The organism is Thioalkalivibrio sp. ALRh (genome assembly GCF_000381425.1).
Classification (GTDB): domain Bacteria; phylum Pseudomonadota; class Gammaproteobacteria; order Ectothiorhodospirales; family Ectothiorhodospiraceae; genus Thioalkalivibrio.
This window is the reverse complement of record NZ_KB906519.1, coordinates 104,555-121,826: the sequence shown is the minus strand read 5'-3', so window position 1 is coordinate 121,826 and position 17,272 is coordinate 104,555. Positions and strand designations below refer to the sequence as shown.

Sequence of the window (17,272 nt, the reverse complement as noted above, 5' to 3'; positions counted from 1 at the left end):
CGATGTCGCCCGAACAACGCCACGCCTTCCTCCGCTCGCTGGAGGCCTCGATTCGGCTGAGCCACCAGATGGAGGACATCCTGCTGCAGGAGACCCGGGCGGTGGAATCACGGGCCGCCGAGACCCTGCGCGAAGTCGTGGCCCAGAAGCAGACGCTACTGCAGGAACTCGAAACCGAAAGCCGGCGACAGCGCGAGACGATCGAGGCCGCCGGCGAAACGTATACGCCCGAGGGACTTGCACGGCTGTTCGGTCGGCTCGAGGGAGGCGCCGAGCTGGACGACCACTGGCAGGCGCTACGCCGCTCGGTGGAGCGCTGCAATACCCTCAACCAGGGGAATGCCCGACTGATCGATCGCGACCGTCGTCGCGTGGAGATGTCCATCCAGATCCTGCGCGGCGAGGAACCCGGCCCGGCTCCCACCTACGACCCCTACGGCCGCACCCAGTCCGGCAGCCGTACCGGTCGGCGCATCACCCGCGCATGACCCGCGCGCGCTCTGCGCGACACCTCTCCGCCCTTCTCCGCCTCACACCCGGGGCTGGCATTCCGGACCGCTCGGCAGTACCGTGCGGCTTGGCCCAATAATTACAACAACGCCACGCATGGAAGAGACCGACTACACCGTCGACAAGCCGGAGCGGATTGCCGGCATCCTCAAGGATCTGGATCACAAGCTCACCCTCGTCAACGTCCGCCTCGACGACGATGGCCCGCTGTACAACTCCGCGCTGGTTCGCCTTGATTCCGGTGCACGCGAGCTCTTCCTCGACGAACTCACGCCCATCGAAGCGAATCGCCACGCCCAGGAAGGCACTGGCATGCGGGTATTCGCCAGCCTGCGCGGGGTGGCCGTACGCTTCTCCACCGCCGTCTCGCGCATCGAACGCGAGGACGCCGGGGCCCTTTACGTCTGCCCCTATCCCGAGACCCTGGAATATCTCCAGCGACGCGAGACCTTTCGCGTCCATATCCCGATCAGCGAGCGCCCGCGCGTCGAATTGCAGTACCGCGAATGGGAAGAGCCCGGTATCGGGGACCTGGCCGATCTTTCGGCCCAGGGGATGTGCGTGGAGGTACCACAAGACTGGGTCGAAACAATCGAGATCGGGACCCCGATGCGTTTCGAGAACCTGCTACTGCCCGAAGTTGGCGAACGCCTGGGCGGCGACCTGCGTCTGGCCAATCGCCGTCGCAGCCCGCGCGACGGATACGTGTATGCCGGCTTCCAGGTCACCGGCATGAACCAGTGGCTGGAGCGGCAGTTCAACATCGCCCTGCTGCACTATCAGCGCGAGGCGCGCCGGCGTTCGATGGAGTAACAGACGAGGCCAGTCTCTTCCCTCACTCCAGACACAAAAAAGGCCGCTCGATGCGGCCTCTTTTTTCACCTGAAGAATATCCTTCAAGTCGTTGAACTTGGTCGGGACGGCAGGATTTGAACCTGCGACCCTCTGCACCCCATGCAGATGCGCTACCAGACTGCGCTACGCCCCGAAGCCGCGAATCATATCCGATTCCCTGCCCCCACGAAAGGACCCGGACCAGAAGACCTCTCAGGCGCGCAATACACGCAACACCGATTCCAGCTCCGAGATCGTATCCTGGATGATCTGGCGTGCCTGCTGGCGATCACCCTTGGCCTCGTCGCCAGACAGCTTCTGTCGCGCGCCATTGATCGTATAGCCCTCTTCGTACAGCAGGGCCCGAATCTGGCGGATCAGGATCACGTCCTGGCGCTGGTAGTAGCGCCGATTGCCCCGCCGCTTGACCGGCTCGAGCATCGGGAACTCCTGTTCCCAGTAGCGCAGCACGTGAGGTTTCACCTGACACAGCTCGGCGACCTCGCCAATGGTGAAGTAGCGCTTGCCCGGGATCGCGGGCAGTTCCTGGTGGTTACTCGCTTCCAGCATAGCTTTCGACCCTCTCGCGCAGCTTCTGCCCCGGGCGGAAGGTGACGACGCGCCGCGCCGAGACCGGGATTTCCTCGCCGGTCTTCGGATTGCGCCCGGGCCGCTGGTTCTTGTCGCGAAGGATGAAGTTGCCGAAGCCGGAGAGCTTCACGCCCTCGCCCTCTTCCAGCGACTGGCGCATCTCCTCGAAGAACATCTCGACGAATTCCTTGGCCTCGCGCTTGTTCAGGCCCAGTTCTTCGTTCAGCGTGGCGGCAAGATCCGCCTTCGTCACTGCTGCCATGGAATCACTGCCTCAGGGTTGCCTGGAAGCGAGCGTGCAGATGCTCGACGACCTTGTCGGTGACGCTTGCCACGTCCTGTTCGCCTAGGGTGCGATCAAAAGCCCGCAAAATCAAGCCCAAAGCGAGGCTCTTCTCGTCCGGATTCAAGCCCTTGCCCTGGTAGACATCAAACAGCCGGACATCCTGCACCAGCTCCAGCCCCAGTTCTTCGATCGCGTTCAGCACATCACCGGCCGGAACGGTCGCCTGCACCACCAGGGCAAGATCACGCCGGATCGACGGATATGGCGACAGCGGCGCGAACTGGGCGACCGGTGCGCGCAGGATCGCCCGCGCATCGAGATCGAACAGATACACCGGCTCGACATCGAACTGCCTGCAAAGCGCCGGGTGCAGACGCCCGACCCAACCGATGGGGCGATCACCCGCCATAATCCGCGCGGACTGCCCGTCGTGGAGCGCAGGATGTTTCTCCGAGCGAAAGCCCAGCGGCGCCTCCACGGAGGCACAAAGTGCCTCGACGACACCCTTGGCATCAAAGAAGTCGACGCGGCGCGACGCGGCCTCCCAGTGCTCCGGCTGCGCCCGCCCGCCCAGCAGGCCCGCGAGACGCGGCTCCTGGCGCAGGCCGGAGGCATCCGGCACAAATCGCAGGCCATGCTCGAACAGGCGCAGGTCCGGCTGCTGGCGCGCCTGGTTATAGGCCGCCGTGGCGACCAGACCGGGCCACAGGCCGGGGCGCATTACCGCCAAGTCACTGGAGATCGGGTTGGCCAGGCCCAGCGGCTCCACCGTCGGATAGAAAGACCGCGAGGCCTCGGCATCGATGAAGCTGAAACTGATGACCTCGTGAAACCCCTGACTCGCCAGCTGATCGCGCAGACCACGCAAGGCCGGTGGCCGCTCGGCCGGCGCCACCGGGGACGGCAGGCGCTGCGGCAACCGGTCGTAGCCATGCACCCGCGCCAGCTCTTCGATCAGGTCCTCCTCGCGCTCCATGTCGAAGCGGGCACGCGGGGCCCGGACTTGCCAGCCGTCATCCGAGGAAGCGACCTGGCAACCCAGGGCGCCCAGGATGCGCTCGACCTCTTCATCCGCGAACGTCGTCCCCAGCAGCCGTTCGATGCGGGGCCGGCGCAGTCGAATCGCTTGGGCGAAATGAGACGACGGCAGCTCGCCGACACGCTCCACCGGCCCGCACTGCCCGCCACAGATCTCCAGCAACAGACGCGTAGCACGCTCCATGGCCCGCTCGACCAGGGTCGGATCCACACCACGTTCAAAGCGATGCGAGGCATCGGTGTGCAGGCCATGGGCCCGCGCGCGCCCGGCCAGTGCCAGCGGGGCAAAGTGGGCACACTCGAGCACCACCCGCGTCGTGTCGTCATCCACGGCGCTGTCGGCGCCGCCCATGATCCCCGCCAGCGCCACCGCAGTGGTGGCCGAGGCGATTACCAGGTCCTGCTCGGCGAGCTCGACTTTCTGGTCCCCGCCCAGCAGGGTCAGCGCCTCGCCGGAGCGCGCCCAGCGCACCTCGATGGTGTCACCCAGACGGCCCGCGTCGAACGCATGCAGGGGCTGCCCGAGTTCCAGCATCACGTAGTTCGTGACATCCACGATTGCGCTGAGCGGACGCACCCCGGCCCGCCGCAGGCGCTCGGTCATCCACAAAGGCGTGGACGCACGCGCATCCAGACCGTCGAGCACGCGCGCCGCGTACAGCGGGCAGGCCTCGGTATCCTCGACCTGGATCGCAACACGTGCGTCCAGTTCCGCCCCGGCCGGCTCGGCCACGTTCTCGTTCAGCGGCCGATCGAGCAGCGCCGAGCATTCACGGGCAATCCCCCGCATCCCGAGACAGTCGGCGCGGTTCGGGGTCAGGTCCACCTCCAGGATGTGATCATCCAGGCCCAGTGCCGCGCGCAGATCCGCGCCGATCTTGAGGTCCGCGGGCAGTGCGAGCAGGCCCTCGGCGTCCTCCGCAAGGCCCAGTTCGCGTGCCGAACACAGCATGCCCGCGGAGGCGACGCCGCGCAGCTTGGACTTCTTGATCTTGAAGTTGTCGGGCAGCACTGCGCCGACCACCGCGACCGGTGCCACCATGCCTTCGTGCACATTGGGCGCGCCGCAGACGATGGTCAGCGGTTCGGCCTCGCCCACCTCGACCTGACAGACGCGCAGGCGATCGGCATCCGGATGCGGCTCCACCTTCGCCACCCGCCCCACACGTACACCGCTGAACGCAGGCGCGGCCGCCTCGATCGCGTCCAGCTCCAGCCCCGCCATGGTCAGGCGGTGGCCCAGCTCCTCGGGGGTCTCGTCGATCTGCAGCCAGTCCCGCAGCCACTGAATACTGATGCGCATTAGCCGGTCCGTCCGAATTGGCGAATGAATCGGATGTCGTTGTCGAAGAACAGGCGCAGGTCATTCACGCCGTGGCGCAGCATCGCCATCCGCTCGACCCCGAGGCCGAAGGCAAAGCCGGTGTACTGTTCCGGGTCGATGCCCACATGGCCCAGCACGTTCGGATGCACCATGCCGCAGCCCATCACCTCCAGCCAGCCGGTATGACTGCAAACCCGGCAGCCATCGCCACCGCAGTGCACGCACTGGATATCGACCTCGGCCGAGGGCTCGGTGAACGGGAAATACGACGGACGAAAGCGCGTGGCCAGGTCGTCGCGGTCGAAGAAGCTCTGCAGGAACGCGCTCAAGACCCCACGCAGATCCGCGAAGGTAATGTCCTCGTCCACGCAGAGCCCCTCCACCTGGTGAAACATCGGGCTGTGCGTCAGATCGGAGTCGCAGCGATAGACCCGCCCCGGCGCAATGACGCGCAGCGGCGGCTTCTGCTGTTCCATGGTCCGGATCTGAACCGGAGAGGTATGGGTGCGCAGGACGCGGTGGGCGTCGAAGTAGAACGTGTCGTGCATCGCCCGCGCGGGGTGATGTTCGGGGATGTTCAGCGCCTCGAAGTTGTGGAAGTCGTCCTCGACCTCGGGCCCTTGGGCCACGCGGAACCCCAGCCCGGCGAAGAATGCCTCGATGCGCTCCAGGGTGTGGGTGATCGGGTGCAGCGAGCCCTCGGGCAGGCGGCGCCCTGGCAGGGTCACATCCACCTGCTCGCTGGCCAGCTGCTCGGCCAGGGCGCTGTCCGCCAGGGCCTGCTTGCGGGCCTCGATCAGGCCGGCGACCTCGGTCTTGGCCTCGTTGACCTTCTGGCCGGCGGCCGGACGCTCCTCCGCCGGCAGCTTGCCGAGCTCCTTCAGCTGAGCGGTAATCGAGCCCTTCTTGCCCAGGTACTGCACCCGGACATCATCCAGCGCCTTCAGGTCAGTGGCCGCCTCGATGCGGTCGCGGGCCTCGGCGACGAGCTGTTGCAGTTGCTCCACGTGCATTCCCCGAAAGTGACGGGGCGGCGGTTGCCCGCCGTCCCGGTGTTCCCTGTTCCCGAAACAAAAAAGGGAGGGCGTCGACCCTCCCCTTTCCGGGACCCGCCAGGCAGCGCCCGGCGGGTAATCCTGCAGGACCTCGTCAGGCCGGCAGTGCAGCCTTGGCCTGTTCGGCGATCTTGCCGAAGGCGGTCAGGTCGTGCACGGCCAGATCGGCCAGGCTCTTGCGGTCGATCTCGATCTCGGCCTTCTTCAGACCCGCCATCAGGCGGCTGTAGGAGAGATCGAACTGACGGGCCGCCGCATTGATGCGGACGATCCACAGCGACCGGAACTGGCGCTTTTTCTGGCGACGGTCACGGTAGGCGTACTGGCCGGCCTTGATGACGGCCTGGTTGGCAACGCGGAAAACGTTCTTCCGGGCGCCGTAGTAGCCCTTGGCCTGCTTGAGGACCTTCTTGTGACGGGCGTGAGCGGTTACACCGCGCTTGACTCGTGGCATGTCTTTCTTCCTCGGTCAGATCAACGGTACGGCAGCATTTTGCGCACGGCGGCGACATCCGCCTCGTGCACCATGGCCGGACTGCGCAGTTGACGCTTACGCTTGGTGGATTTCTTGGTCAGGATGTGGCTGCGGTGCGACTGGAACCGCTTGAACTTCCCAGACCCGGTACGGGCGAAGCGCTTGGCCGCACCCCGATTGGTCTTGATCTTTGGCATTGCTCTCTCCGGCATTTTGGGCCGTACCCGATTCGGGCCGGCCGTTTATGGGAGGACCGGCAGGTATGCGGAGACCTGCGCGATCCTTGTTGTCTGACCGGCCTACTTCTTCTTGCCGGTCAGCACCATGATCATCTGGCGTCCTTCCATCTTCGGCCGCTGCTCGACGACCGCGATATCGGACATGTCCTGCTCGATCTTGTCCAGCAGCTCGCCACCCAGCTCCTGGTGGCGCATTTCGCGACCGCGGAAGCGGATGGTCACCTTGCCCTTGTCGCCGCCCTCGATGAAGCGGCGCAGGTTGCGAATCTTGACGTTGTAGTCGCCCTCGTCCGTGCCCGGACGGAACTTCACTTCCTTGATCTGGATCTGTTTCTGCTTCTTCTTGGCTTCCTGCGCCTTCTTCGCCTGCTCGAACTTGAACTTGCCGTAGTCCATGATCCGGGCTACGGGCGGTTCTGCATTCGGTGAGATCTCGACCAGGTCCAGACCGCTCTCCTGGGCCATTTCCAGGGCCTCTGCAGTACTGCAGACGCCGCGATTCTCGCCCTCGGCGTCGATCAGTCGGATTTGCGGGCACGTGATCTGATCGTTCAGGCGGACCGTTTTCGCTGCGCTAATAGCCTTCTCTCCAATTCAAGGTTCAGTGTTGGCGACTGGCGACCTCCTCCCGGAGGCGCTCGCCGAAGGCCTCGACGCTCATTACGCCCAGGTCTTCTCCGCTTCGTGTACGCACCGCGACCTGCCCGTTTTCCATTTCCTTGTCTCCAAGGACCAGCAGGTACGGCACGCGCTTGAGCGTGTGCTCGCGAATCTTAAAGCCGATCTTCTCGTTTCTCAAGTCGGACTCGACCCGGAATCCCTTGTCCCGTAGCGTCTTGGTGACCTCGCGGGCATAGTCGTCCTGGCGTTCGGTGATGGTCAGCACCTCGGCCTGCACCGGGGCCAGCCAGGTCGGGAAGTGCCCGGCGTAGTGCTCGATCAGCACGCCGAAGAAGCGTTCCACCGAGCCCAGCAGCGCGCGGTGGATCATGATCGGGCGCCGACGCTCGTTGTCTTCGGCCACGTATTCCATGTCGAAGCGCTCGGGCAGGTTGAAGTCCAGCTGCACCGTGGAGCACTGCCATTCGCGGCCGATCGCGTCGTGGATCTTGATGTCGATTTTCGGCCCGTAGAAGGCGCCACCGCCCTCGTCCACCGAGTATTCCAGCCCCTTCTTCTCGATCGCCGAGCGCAACGACGCGGTCGCGTGCTCCCAGATCTCGTCGGAGCCGACCGCATCTTCCGGTTTGGTCGAGAGGTTCACATCGAACTTCTCGAACCCGAAGGTCTGCAGGACCTCCAGCGTCAGGTCGATCACCGCCATCACCTCGGCCTCGATCTGGTCCTCGCGGCAGAAGATATGGGCGTCGTCCTGGGTGAAGCCGCGCACACGCATCAGCCCGTGCAGCGCGCCGGACATCTCGCGACGGTAGACCGTGCCCATCTCCGCCCAGCGCAGCGGCAGATCGCGGTAGGAATGCAGCCGGTCCTTGTACATCAGCACGTGGAACGGGCAGTTCATCGGCTTGAGCTGGAAGGCCTGGTGCTCGTCCTCCATCGGCTCGTACATGGACTCGGCGTAGAAGTCCGCATGGCCGGAGGTCTTCCACAGCTCCAGGTTCGCGATGTGCGGCGACACGACGAAGTCGTAACCCGCCTTCTCGTGCATGTCGTACCAGTACTTCTCGATCTCGCGGCGGATGCGCGCGCCCTTCGGGTGCCAGAACACCAGGCCGCCGCCGGCCTCGTCCTGGATCGAGAACAGGTCCAGCTCCTGACCGATCTTGCGGTGATCGCGGCGCTCGGCCTCCTTCAGGCGTTCCAGGTATTCCTTCAGCTGGTCCTTGTTCGCCCAGGCGGTCCCGTAGATACGCTGCAGCATCTCGTTGTCGGAGTCGCCGCGCCAGTAGGCACCGGCCACCTTGGTCAGCTTGAAGGCCTTCAGCTTGCCGGTTGACGGGATATGCGGGCCGCGACAGAGATCGACAAAGTCGCCCTGCTTGTACAGCGAAATGTTCTCGCCCTGCGGGATGGAGGCGATGATTTCGGCCTTGTACTCTTCTCCCATGTCGCGGAAGTACTTCACCGCCTCGTCGCGATCCATCAGCGAGCGCTCCACCGGCAGGTCCTGCTTGGCCAGCTCCTTCATGCGCTTCTCGATCTTCTCCAGATCCTCCGGCGTGAAGCCGCGGTCATAGGCGAAGTCGTAGTAGAAGCCGTTCTCGATGGTCGGGCCGATGGTGACCTGGGCCTCGGGAAAGAGCTGCTTGACCGCCTGCGCCATCAGGTGCGCGGTCGAATGCCGGATGATCTCCACCCCCTCCGGGTCGCGGTCGGTCACGATCGCGAGTTCGGCGTCGGCGTCGATCTCGTGGCGGGCATCGACCAGCTGGCCGTTCACCTTGCCGGCCAGGGTCGCCTTGGCGAGGCCCGGACCGATGTCCTTGGCCACATCCAGCACGGTGACTGGATGATCGAACTCGCGGCGGCTGCCGTCGGGGAGGGTTACTGCGGGCATTGCGAGGCTCCTTCGCCGACCCATACGCGGGGTCGAACGTCGCGTGTCAAAAATTGGACTTGCCGGAAACGACAACGGCGCGAAGCGTATCACACGCCCCGCGCCGCGGCAGGTTTCCCGGCCTGCAGCCGGGATTCCCGGATCGCCCCTTACATGTTCTCTTCGATGAACAGATAGGTCCGGTTCACGTTGGGTCGATGCCAGTCGTCGTAGTGGCGCAGGTGCTTGAACTCTTCGAGATCGGACAGGCGTTCCACCACCTCGTCCAGGGACTCCCAGTCCTCGATACCCGCTTCGACCTCGCGCACCAGCAGTTCCAGGTAGTCACCCGTGTCCTGGCGCGCCTCGGCCATGTCCGTCGCGCGGCCATGACCCGGTACGACGATCTCGGGATCGATGGACTCCAGGTGCCGGAAGGCCTCCAGCTTCTCCACCGGGTTACTCCAGGGATGGATGCCCAACATGCGTTCGGTGTAGACGATGTCGCCGGTGAACACGACATCCTCGCCTGGCAGGTGGACCATGATATCGCCCGGGAAGTGGGCGTCCCCGGCATAGATCAGTTCGAAGTCCACCCCGCCGACCGTCAGGGTGTGTTCGTCCGCGTCAATCGGATTCGGGGCCGGGACTGGCTCGGTCCCTTCCATGGCCTCTTCTCCCACGGTATTCGCCAGGGACTCGATCTGCCCCTCGCCGCGCTCGGTCTGCGTGGATGCAGTGCGCTGCAGCGCGACCAGTTCCGCACCCTGCTCGTGGAAGTAGCCATTGCCCAGCCAGCGGTGATCCTGCGAACCCACCGAGATCACATGCGTGATCGGCTGATCCGTGACCTCGGCGATCGCCCTGGCCATGCGTTCGGCGACCTTGTAGCTCGGCCCCGAATCGATCAGCACGACGCCGTCGTCAGTGACGACGAAGCCCGTGTTATTGGTGAAGCCGAGATTTTCCGGCGTGCGGTTCTCCAGCGAACCGTAGAAGTACCAGACGCGGTCCGTCAGCTGAATCGGCTCCAGTACCTTCTCGATGGGTCGGTCGCGCGGCTCTTCTTTCTCTTCTCCGGCCTGCGCAATCAGGGCCAGGCCCATCAGCACAACGGCCAGCACTGGCCATACGGTCCAGCGCCCTTTCAATTGCCTATCCATCCAAACATCCTCAATAAGCGGGTTTCGCCCCCCGGTTGGAGAGCCTGCGAACGCGTCGCGTGTACCCCGGCCTTCGAACGCCCGTTCGGGCCGTTATTGGTTTTCGGCGATTATATCCGCTTTCGCGCATATTTAGACAGGGTTCACATCAGCGCCGCGGCTGCGAGTCCCCTGTCGAACCATGCAGGGCACGCACGACCCACCGCGCCACCAGCGGAAACAAGCCCACCGCGACCAGAGAGGCAATCAGACCGGGCGAAAAGATCCCCTCGGGCCCGTCCAGACGACTGATCTGCGTACCGGCATTGGCAAAGACGATCGTCGCCGGGAGCATGCCCAGCTGCGACACCCAGTAGTACGTCCCCGTCCTGATGCGCATCAGGCCCATGCCTGCATTGATCACAAAGAAGGGGAAGGCCGGCGTCAGGCGCAGCGCGAACAGGTAGTAGGCCCCCTCGCGCTCGAAGCCACGGTTGATGGGTTCCAGCCGGTCTGCGAATCGGCGCTGCAGGGGCTCGCGAGCGATGGTGCGCGCCACCAGAAACGTCAGCGTCGCGCCCAGTGTGGAGGCAAAGGACGACAGCACACTACCCCAGAACACCCCGAAGATGGCCCCGCCCGCCAGCGTCATGATCACGATACCGGGCAACGACAGCGCCGCGACCACCACATAAACGAAGAAGAACACCACCGCCGCCAACAGCGGCCGGGCCGCACGCTGGTCCTCCAGATCCCCCTGGGCTGCCTGCAGGCGCTCGAACTCCAGGAAACGGCCCAAGTCGAGCGCGAAGAACGCGATCAATGCGGCCACCGCAAGGATCGCCACCACCCAGTACGCTCGATTCACCTGCCCTCTCCCGATACGCATTCGTCAAAACGCTGGACCCGGACGCTGCCCGCGTGCGTACATTGGCCGCATGAATACACAGCCCCACCCATACGATGCCCTCAAACCCACCGTGATTCTCGACGCGGTGGAAACCACCGGCCTGCGCTGCGATGGCCGCCTGCTTGCCCTGAACAGCTACGAGAACCGGGTGTATCAGATTGGCATCGAGGATGCGACGCCGGTCATTGCCAAGTTCTACCGGCCCGGCCGCTGGACCGACCGCGCGATCCTCGAGGAGCATGCATTCAGCCAGGAGCTGGCCGCGCGGGAGGTCCCCGTCGTCGCGCCGCTGGTCGCAGACGACGGGGCAACCCTGCACCATCATCAGGGCTTTCGCTTCGCGGTTTATCCGCGCTGCGGCGGGCGTACGCCGGACCTGGAGCAGTCGGACACGCTGCAGCGCATCGGGCGGTTCATTGCGCGAATCCACGAAGTGGGCCTCAGCGCCTCATTCCACGAACGCATCACGCTGGAGCCGGTGGCACTGGGCGAACAGGCGCGGCAGGACGTGCTCGCCTCCGGCTACCTGCCCCCCGAGTTGCAGTCAGTCTATCGCGACCTCAGCGCGGACCTGATCAGCCGCATGCAGCGAAACACCGAGGCGGTGGGCCCCGTCCCGCAGCTGCGGCTGCATGGCGACACCCACCCGGGCAACATCCTGTGGACCGACGACGGTCCCCACTTCGTCGACCTCGACGACGCCTGCAATGGGCCCGCGATGCAGGATCTTTGGATGTTCCTCTCCGGGGAGCCACCGGAGATGGCATCACAGCTGCGCGACCTGCTGGAGGGTTACGAGACGTTCATGCGCTTCGACCGCCGCGAGCTGGGCCTGATCAGCACCCTGCGCACGCTGCGCATCATGCGCCACGCCGCCTGGCTGGCCCGCCGGGCGGATGATCCCGCGTTCGTCGACGGATTCCCGGTGTTCTACACCCCGCGCTACTGGGAGGAACACATCCTGACCCTTCGCGAACAAGCCGCCGCCCTGGACGAGCCCGCACTGGAACTGGACAGCCCGGGGGTCGCGGCCAGGGACTACTGGTCTCTTTAAGGAGACGCTGATTTGATCGCACGTCCGCGTTGGTGCCCACTGTTATCCGAGACAACGCGCGTCGTGTAACGGGCAATGGTTTTACCCGCAAGCGGTGCAACGCAGGATCAGGGAAACTGGGGCGCCAACCCACAAGCCATTCAATGCAGGGGCTCGGCCGCCCGCCGTTATCCAAAACGGGCGCGCACACGGCGCTGCGGCTCCCTTGTGCAGAATGACTGCATGGCAGTCACTGCGCCTTGTTCGCACGCAAAAGGGACGAAGCAGCAAGCGTGTACATTAATCAATGTTTCTCTCAGCAAACACTAATCAAGCGGTCGCGCACCTGCGATCGCCCCCAGGCCCCGATAGTGTTCCAGCAGTTGCCGCCCGCTCTCCAATAACTCGGGACCGGGCTCGAGGCCAAAATCCTCCGCTACCCGGCGAAGCTGCTGGTCACCCGCTGCCGGCTCCTCGCAGACCCGCCACAACAGCCGTGCTCCCAGCGGGTTCAGCTCGGCAAAGCGTACGCGCTCGTCCTCGCCACGATAGGCCAACAGGTAGGTGGGCACATCACCCGGCTGCTGGGGGCAGTGGTCCGGCCCTATCCGATGCACCGGGAACTCGTAAGCCAGCAGTCGCGCGGCGGACGAAAACACCGGGACCCCCGTCAGCAGATCGCCCTGCGGATCCACGTCGCCCGAGGGCTGCGCATCGCTGTAGACGAGCTCCGTTTCGACCCGTTCGTAGTGCGCCAGCTCGGCCAGAAACGGCCAGTCGTCGGGTTGCGGCACACGCTCCTCGGCCAGGTACTGCACGAACTCCCCCGCGAGCTGCGGGAAATAGGGCGTATGACAGCCATGGTCGCGATAGAAATCGCGCACCAGCGCTGCCCATGCCTCCTCCCCGAGGATGCGCCGGATCACCGGGAACCCGCGCCCGAGCAGATTGCGGACGTTATTAATGAACAGGCGCCGGTAGATCGCCAGTCGGCGGTCCTCGATACCCTCCGGAGGCGGGTGGCGCTCCGGGTCGCGCAGGTGCCGGGCGAGGACCTGCTGCAACTCCTGAAAATCGGGTTCAGCCATGGGCCTGCAGGGATGCGCGCTTCCCGGCCGCGGTGACCTGAAGTGCGCGGATGCGGTCCGTTTCCTCCAGCAAGACCTCCAGCGCCGGGAAGTTGAAGTCCCGCTCCAGCAAGGTCGGCACCGGGCCGATCCGTTCGTAGGTCGCCCCCAGCAGATCCCATACGTCCCCGCAGACCGGCTGGCCATGTGTGTCCACGCGCAGATCCGGCGCTTCTTCCTCGTGGCCGGCGATGTGGATGTAGCGCACGCGCTCCAGCGGCAGACCATCGAGGAACTCGACCGGGTCATAGCCGTGGTTGATGCTGTTCACGTAGATGTTGTTCACATCCAGCAACAGCTCGCAGTCGGCTTCGTCCAGCACCGCCCGGAGGAACTCCAGCTCGCTCATCCGGGCCCCGACCGGGGTGTAGTAGGAAACATTCTCCAGTGCCATGCGCCGGCCGATCGTCTCCTGTACCTGGAGCACGCGACGGGCCACATGCCGCACGGCTTCTTCGGTAAACGGGATCGGCATCAGGTCGTAGAGGTGACCCTTTTCGTCCCCGCAGGCCGAGAGGTGTTCGGTGTAGTCCTCGATGTCATGCGTATCGAGGAACCGGCGCAGATCGGCCAGAAAGTCCATGTCCAGGGGTCGTGGCCCGCCGATGTCCAGGGAAAGCCCGTGACAGACGAACGGGTGGGCCTCGGTATATTCGCGGAAAGTACGGCCCAGGCGCCCGCCAAGGTGCATCCAGTTCTCCGGCGCAGCCTCGAAAAACCCGAGCCGCTCCAGCGACTCGGGTGCCGCGGCCAGCGGCTCCAGTAGTGCCCGCCGCAGGCCGAGCCCGGCACCGCGTACGCGGGCCGGGCGTACGGGCTGGATGGCTTCAGCCGCCACAGGTCCCCTCGCCACAGGAACCTTCCGAGTCCTTTTCTTCCCCGTTGGCGCCACAGCTACCCTCGCCACAGGAACCTTCGGAGTCCTTGGGCTCGCTATCGGCGCCACCGCAGGTGCCTTCACCACAGGAACCCTGGGCCAGCATGTGAGGGGCTGAAGATCCCTGCTGATACCCGTGGTTCAGATCCACCGCGGCGAAGGCCGGGCTGGAACCCATGGCCAGGCCGATCGCGGCGGTACCCACCACGCCGGCCAGGGTCTTTTTCGAGAACAGTTCTTGTTTCATGATGCAACTCCTTCGTCGCTTAACGTTAGGGGCAAAATGCCCGCCTTGCCAATGGTTGCTGTTTTGCACAGCTCCATTGGCGATCCCCTGTCCTCCATCCTCCTGGCTATCCCCTGTCCATCATCCTCCTGCGGATGTAGAAATCGATGCTCAGGTAGCGGCCGGCGCCCCAGAAGAAGATCATCAGCAGCATGATGAAGTACGTCGCGGCCATCTCGATTCCGCTGTTCACGATCGCGAAGCTCCCGTACTCGGTCAGCCAGTCCCAGTTGCCGTGCTCCCGCAGGATGGAACGCGCGCGGCTCAACCGTTCCTGGGCCGCTTCCACTCCCGAGCAGTTGAACAGGCACATCATCGGGTCGGAGATGCGCTGCCATCCGTTCTCCAGATGGGCCGTGACCGCCGCGACGATCATCGTGATCATCAGGGGAATGGAGAACCAGCGCGCGGCAATACCCAGCAGCAGGGCGATCGCACCCAGGACCTCGGCATAGGCGGCCAGCAGCACCATCAGGTACGGAAACGGCATCCCCAGCCCCCAGTCCGGGTTGCCAAACCACATCACCACGCTTTCCTTCGGCAGGAAGCCGTCGAGCTTGTTGGTGCCGGCCATCCAGAACACCGGCGCGAGATACAGGCGAATCAGCAGCGGCGCCAGAAAATCCGCTCCGCGCGTCATGTCCAGCCACCGCTGGAATCGGATGCCCGCCCGCAACGCCATAGCGTTCATCGCCTCGTCCTCGATTCTTCCGTTGAACTGACTTAAAGCCTAGCCAGCCCTTCGGACAATCGTGAGAACCGTCGCGCCGGCATTTATGTCCGATCGTCCGGGGCGGAGCCAAGACGCCTGCGATGCCGTACATTGATCAGCGTTTCCTCGACAGGAGCGAACCCCTCATGGACATGAGCCGGATCATGCCGCGCGAGGACACGCTGTCGTCCGTCCTCTCGGCCTACAACCTGCGCGCACGGATCGACACCAACCCCCGTCTGTGCGGCCAGTGGCAGCTCAGCACCACCGGTTCCGGGCATGCGAGCTTTCACCTGATCAGCGAAGGGGGCTGTTACCTGCACATGGAGGACTGCGAGCCACTGTGGCTGGATGCGGGCGACATGCTGCTCCTGCCCCACGACGACTGGCACCTGCTGGCGAGCGAGCCTTCATTCGAGGACCGGGACAATCACCTGAATCTGCTGGACCCGTCCGACCCCGAACCCGGCTCGACACAGCTGTTATGCGGTCACTTCGAATTCGATTCCGGGCGCCGGAATCCGATCCTGGCGGCCCTGCCCGACCGCGTGATCGTGCGCCACGCCGAGAGCGGCGAGCGGCTGGCGCGGCTGGCCGATCTGATGCGCCTGGAACTGTCAGAGCAGTCCGCCGGCTATCGGCCGGTACTCGATCGTCTGGCGGATACCCTGTTCGTAATGACGGTGCGCCACTACGTCTGCCATTACCAGGAGCATCCAGAACAGTGTCTGATCGCGGCCCTCGCGGACGACCGTATCCGCCGTGCCCTCGATGCGCTGCACGCACGGCCCGAGGAGAACTGGACGGTCGAGGGCTTGGCGCAGGAGGCCGCGATGTCGCGAACGAGTTTCGCCGCGCGTTTCAGCGAGCTGGTCGGGCAGGCCCCCATCGACTACCTGACCCAGTGGCGCATGGTCCTGGCCGAACGGCTGCTGCGCGATCCGAGGGCATCGGTGGCCAGCGTGATGGAACAGGTCGGCTATGGCTCGGAGCCGGCCTTTCGCAAGGCCTTCAAGCGCGTCCACGGGTACGGCCCCGGGCGTATCCGGCGCCTGTTCTCGCGCCTGACTCGCGCGCACTGAAACACCGCGGTACCGGGCTTTCAGCGACCCGCAGGCGCCTCCCAGTGCTCGTCCTGCATCACGTCATCCAGTGGCGTGGCGGCCAGGTGGTTGGTGTAGTTCGAGAGGGTCTTCAGCGCGACCGCGAGGATCACATCCAGGATCGCCGCCTCGTCGAACCCCGCCCGGCGAAACGCCTCGAGTTCGGCATCGGGGACCGCGCCGCGATGCTCGAGTACCGCCACCACGAACCGGCGCAGGGCCTCGAGCCGCTGGTCGGGCACAGGTTGGTCCTCCCGCAGCGCGTCGACGACTGCATCGGGCAGACCCGCCATCCGTCCCGTCATGGAGTGCGCGGCCATGCAGTAATGACATTCGTGGAACCGACTGATCGTGAGTAGCGCAACGCTCTGTTCCTCGGGGGACAGGCTGCTCTGGCTCAACCGCTCGGTCAGGTCCAGGTAGGCCGAGGCCGCCGCCGGGCTGCTGGCCATCACGCGAATCAAATTCGGCACCAGCCCCAGCACCTTCCCGGATCGCTCGAAGGCCTCCGGCGCGCTGCCGGGTGTTCTCAGTGGAAATTCCATCGTCATATACCTCCAGGGAACCACGGATCAATGGTTCCCTCGCTCTTCGTCGTCGGCGGGCCTGGCCGGCAGCAGGGTTTCCAGTGCCGGCAACAGATGCAGGACCGTATCCGCGTCCTGCCGCGCCTTGGCCAGCAGCAGCACACCCTCGACCTGCGCCAGCCACTGTTCCGACAGACGGGCACTATCCGACGCCTGCGGGAGTTCACCGCGCTGCGCGGCGGTCTCGATCGCTCGCTGGAAATGGCCGCGCAGAGCCTCCAGGTGCGCGGCCACGGCCTCTCGAACCGCCGAATTCCAGTTCGCCAGCTCCAGCGCCAGGTTCCCGAACGGGCAGCCGGGGAGCTCCCCGACCTCCCCCTGGGCGCGGATCTCGAACTGATACAGGCGATCAACAAACCGCCCGAGGCGGTCGCGCAGAGGCAGGTCGCATTCCAGCGACGGCCGCAGTACCTCGCGTTCGAGCTCGCGATAAAGCGTCTCGAGCATCTCCAGTACCAGGGCGTCCTTGCCGGGAAAAAAGTGATAAAGGCTGCCCTTCTTCACGCCAGCGTGCGCACAGATCTCGGCCACGCCGACGGCGCCGTAGCTGCGGCCAAGGATCAGCGACCGTGCGGCGGCGATCAGGGCGTCGCGTGTCCGGGTTGGGGTGAATGCATCGGCCATACATTGAAGAATAGTTGACCGG

20 protein-coding genes and 1 tRNA gene are annotated in these 17,272 nt (G+C 65.0%); 4 read left to right on the top strand and 17 right to left on the bottom strand.

Annotation, left to right across the window (positions count from 1 at the left end):
- The first annotated feature begins 2 nt into the window (after positions 1-2).
- Together F791_RS0100595 and F791_RS0100590 are read left to right on the top strand one after the other, a co-directional pair.
- Positions 3-488, top strand: coding sequence for a flagella synthesis protein FlgN (locus F791_RS0100595; protein ID WP_018139151.1), 486 nt, complete (start codon positions 3-5; stop codon positions 486-488).
- 118 nt (positions 489-606) lie between these two features.
- The gene (locus F791_RS0100590; RefSeq protein ID WP_018139152.1) at positions 607-1,323 is read left to right on the top strand and encodes a flagellar brake protein; all 717 of its coding nucleotides are present in this window, start codon (positions 607-609) and stop codon (positions 1,321-1,323) included.
- Positions 1,324-1,421: 98 nt separating this feature from the next.
- Here F791_RS0100590 and F791_RS0100585 read toward each other — a convergent pair.
- From F791_RS0100585 to F791_RS0100535, 11 genes are all read right to left on the bottom strand, one after another.
- A tRNA-Pro gene (locus F791_RS0100585) sits at positions 1,422-1,498 on the bottom strand.
- A 59-nt stretch (positions 1,499-1,557) separates the two neighbouring features.
- Positions 1,558-1,914 (bottom strand): MerR family transcriptional regulator, encoded by a 357-nt coding sequence (locus tag F791_RS0100580; protein WP_012982329.1) that lies wholly within the window; start codon positions 1,912-1,914, stop codon positions 1,558-1,560.
- Complete coding sequence (locus F791_RS0100575) at positions 1,898-2,197, bottom strand: integration host factor subunit alpha (RefSeq protein ID WP_018139153.1); 300 nt, start codon at positions 2,195-2,197, stop codon at positions 1,898-1,900. Before F791_RS0100575 ends, F791_RS0100580 begins: the two co-directional genes overlap by 17 nt.
- A 4-nt stretch (positions 2,198-2,201) precedes the next feature.
- Positions 2,202-4,562, bottom strand: a complete 2,361-nt coding sequence (gene pheT / locus F791_RS0100570) for a phenylalanine--tRNA ligase subunit beta (RefSeq protein WP_018993600.1) — start codon at positions 4,560-4,562, stop codon at positions 2,202-2,204.
- A complete protein-coding gene (gene pheS / locus F791_RS0100565; protein WP_038056937.1) occupies positions 4,562-5,590 on the bottom strand; it encodes a phenylalanine--tRNA ligase subunit alpha in 1,029 nt (342 codons plus the stop codon). Before pheS ends, pheT begins: the two co-directional genes overlap by 1 nt.
- A 142-nt stretch (positions 5,591-5,732) precedes the next feature.
- On the bottom strand, positions 5,733-6,092 hold the full coding sequence (rplT, locus tag F791_RS0100560; RefSeq protein WP_018139156.1) for a 50S ribosomal protein L20: 360 nt from the start codon (positions 6,090-6,092) through the stop codon (positions 5,733-5,735).
- A 20-nt stretch (positions 6,093-6,112) separates the two neighbouring features.
- Positions 6,113-6,310 carry a 50S ribosomal protein L35 gene (rpmI, locus tag F791_RS0100555; RefSeq protein WP_018139157.1) on the bottom strand — a complete coding sequence of 66 codons (198 nt, stop codon included), beginning with the start codon at positions 6,308-6,310 and terminating at the stop codon, positions 6,113-6,115.
- Between the two features lie 102 nt (positions 6,311-6,412).
- A complete protein-coding gene (gene infC, locus F791_RS0100550) occupies positions 6,413-6,946 on the bottom strand; it encodes a translation initiation factor IF-3 (RefSeq protein WP_081601214.1) in 534 nt (177 codons plus the stop codon).
- 7 nt (positions 6,947-6,953) lie between these two features.
- The gene (gene thrS, locus F791_RS0100545; RefSeq protein ID WP_018139158.1) at positions 6,954-8,870 is read right to left on the bottom strand and encodes a threonine--tRNA ligase; all 1,917 of its coding nucleotides are present in this window, start codon (positions 8,868-8,870) and stop codon (positions 6,954-6,956) included.
- Positions 8,871-9,019: 149 nt separating this feature from the next.
- On the bottom strand, positions 9,020-10,012 hold the full coding sequence (locus F791_RS0100540) for an MBL fold metallo-hydrolase (RefSeq protein ID WP_038056849.1): 993 nt from the start codon (positions 10,010-10,012) through the stop codon (positions 9,020-9,022).
- Positions 10,013-10,160: 148 nt separating this feature from the next.
- Positions 10,161-10,841 carry a TVP38/TMEM64 family protein gene (locus tag F791_RS0100535; RefSeq protein ID WP_019592032.1) on the bottom strand — a complete coding sequence of 227 codons (681 nt, stop codon included), beginning with the start codon at positions 10,839-10,841 and terminating at the stop codon, positions 10,161-10,163.
- A gap of 88 nt (positions 10,842-10,929) precedes the next feature.
- Between F791_RS0100535 and F791_RS0100530 the strand changes: the two genes are divergently transcribed.
- On the top strand, positions 10,930-11,955 hold the full coding sequence (locus F791_RS0100530; RefSeq protein WP_018993603.1) for a serine/threonine protein kinase: 1,026 nt from the start codon (positions 10,930-10,932) through the stop codon (positions 11,953-11,955).
- Between the two features lie 305 nt (positions 11,956-12,260).
- Here F791_RS0100530 and F791_RS0100525 read toward each other — a convergent pair whose 3' ends face one another.
- From F791_RS0100525 to F791_RS0100510, 4 genes are all read right to left on the bottom strand, one after another.
- Complete coding sequence (locus tag F791_RS0100525) at positions 12,261-13,022, bottom strand: DUF2063 domain-containing protein (protein WP_018993604.1); 762 nt, start codon at positions 13,020-13,022, stop codon at positions 12,261-12,263.
- Positions 13,015-13,899 carry a DUF692 domain-containing protein gene (locus tag F791_RS0100520; protein WP_018993605.1) on the bottom strand — a complete coding sequence of 295 codons (885 nt, stop codon included), beginning with the start codon at positions 13,897-13,899 and terminating at the stop codon, positions 13,015-13,017. Before F791_RS0100520 ends, F791_RS0100525 begins: the two co-directional genes overlap by 8 nt.
- A complete protein-coding gene (locus tag F791_RS0100515; protein WP_018139164.1) occupies positions 13,889-14,185 on the bottom strand; it encodes a hypothetical protein in 297 nt (98 codons plus the stop codon). Before F791_RS0100515 ends, F791_RS0100520 begins: the two co-directional genes overlap by 11 nt.
- Before the next feature lie 106 nt (positions 14,186-14,291).
- A complete protein-coding gene (locus tag F791_RS0100510) occupies positions 14,292-14,906 on the bottom strand; it encodes a DoxX family protein (RefSeq protein ID WP_018993606.1) in 615 nt (204 codons plus the stop codon).
- Between the two features lie 176 nt (positions 14,907-15,082).
- On the opposite strand from F791_RS0100510, the gene F791_RS0100505 reads away from it, so the two are divergent.
- A complete protein-coding gene (locus F791_RS0100505) occupies positions 15,083-16,018 on the top strand; it encodes an AraC family transcriptional regulator (protein WP_018139166.1) in 936 nt (311 codons plus the stop codon).
- 20 nt (positions 16,019-16,038) lie between these two features.
- Here F791_RS0100505 and F791_RS0100500 read toward each other — a convergent pair whose 3' ends face one another.
- Positions 16,039-16,590 (bottom strand): carboxymuconolactone decarboxylase family protein, encoded by a 552-nt coding sequence (locus tag F791_RS0100500; protein WP_018139167.1) that lies wholly within the window; start codon positions 16,588-16,590, stop codon positions 16,039-16,041.
- A 21-nt stretch (positions 16,591-16,611) separates the two neighbouring features.
- A complete protein-coding gene (locus F791_RS0100495; RefSeq protein WP_018139168.1) occupies positions 16,612-17,250 on the bottom strand; it encodes a TetR/AcrR family transcriptional regulator in 639 nt (212 codons plus the stop codon).
- Positions 17,251-17,272: the final 22 nt, after the last annotated feature.

Coding starts and splice junctions, on each gene's coding strand:
- F791_RS0100595 (WP_018139151.1), top strand. CDS start 3: ATGTCGCCCGAACAACGCCACGCCTTCCTCCGCTCGCTGGAGGCCTCG.
- F791_RS0100590 (WP_018139152.1), top strand. CDS start 607: ATGGAAGAGACCGACTACACCGTCGACAAGCCGGAGCGGATTGCCGGC.
- F791_RS0100580 (WP_012982329.1), bottom strand. CDS start 1,914: ATGCTGGAAGCGAGTAACCACCAGGAACTGCCCGCGATCCCGGGCAAG.
- F791_RS0100575 (WP_018139153.1), bottom strand. CDS start 2,197: ATGGCAGCAGTGACGAAGGCGGATCTTGCCGCCACGCTGAACGAAGAA.
- pheT (WP_018993600.1), bottom strand. CDS start 4,562: ATGCGCATCAGTATTCAGTGGCTGCGGGACTGGCTGCAGATCGACGAG.
- rplT (WP_018139156.1), bottom strand. CDS start 6,092: ATGCCACGAGTCAAGCGCGGTGTAACCGCTCACGCCCGTCACAAGAAG.
- rpmI (WP_018139157.1), bottom strand. CDS start 6,310: ATGCCAAAGATCAAGACCAATCGGGGTGCGGCCAAGCGCTTCGCCCGT.
- thrS (WP_018139158.1), bottom strand. CDS start 8,870: ATGCCCGCAGTAACCCTCCCCGACGGCAGCCGCCGCGAGTTCGATCAT.
- F791_RS0100540 (WP_038056849.1), bottom strand. CDS start 10,012: ATGGATAGGCAATTGAAAGGGCGCTGGACCGTATGGCCAGTGCTGGCC.
- F791_RS0100530 (WP_018993603.1), top strand. CDS start 10,930: ATGAATACACAGCCCCACCCATACGATGCCCTCAAACCCACCGTGATT.
- F791_RS0100525 (WP_018993604.1), bottom strand. CDS start 13,022: ATGGCTGAACCCGATTTTCAGGAGTTGCAGCAGGTCCTCGCCCGGCAC.
- F791_RS0100515 (WP_018139164.1), bottom strand. CDS start 14,185: ATGAAACAAGAACTGTTCTCGAAAAAGACCCTGGCCGGCGTGGTGGGT.
- F791_RS0100510 (WP_018993606.1), bottom strand. CDS start 14,906: ATGGCGTTGCGGGCGGGCATCCGATTCCAGCGGTGGCTGGACATGACG.
- F791_RS0100505 (WP_018139166.1), top strand. CDS start 15,083: ATGGACATGAGCCGGATCATGCCGCGCGAGGACACGCTGTCGTCCGTC.
- F791_RS0100500 (WP_018139167.1), bottom strand. CDS start 16,590: ATGACGATGGAATTTCCACTGAGAACACCCGGCAGCGCGCCGGAGGCC.
- F791_RS0100495 (WP_018139168.1), bottom strand. CDS start 17,250: ATGGCCGATGCATTCACCCCAACCCGGACACGCGACGCCCTGATCGCC.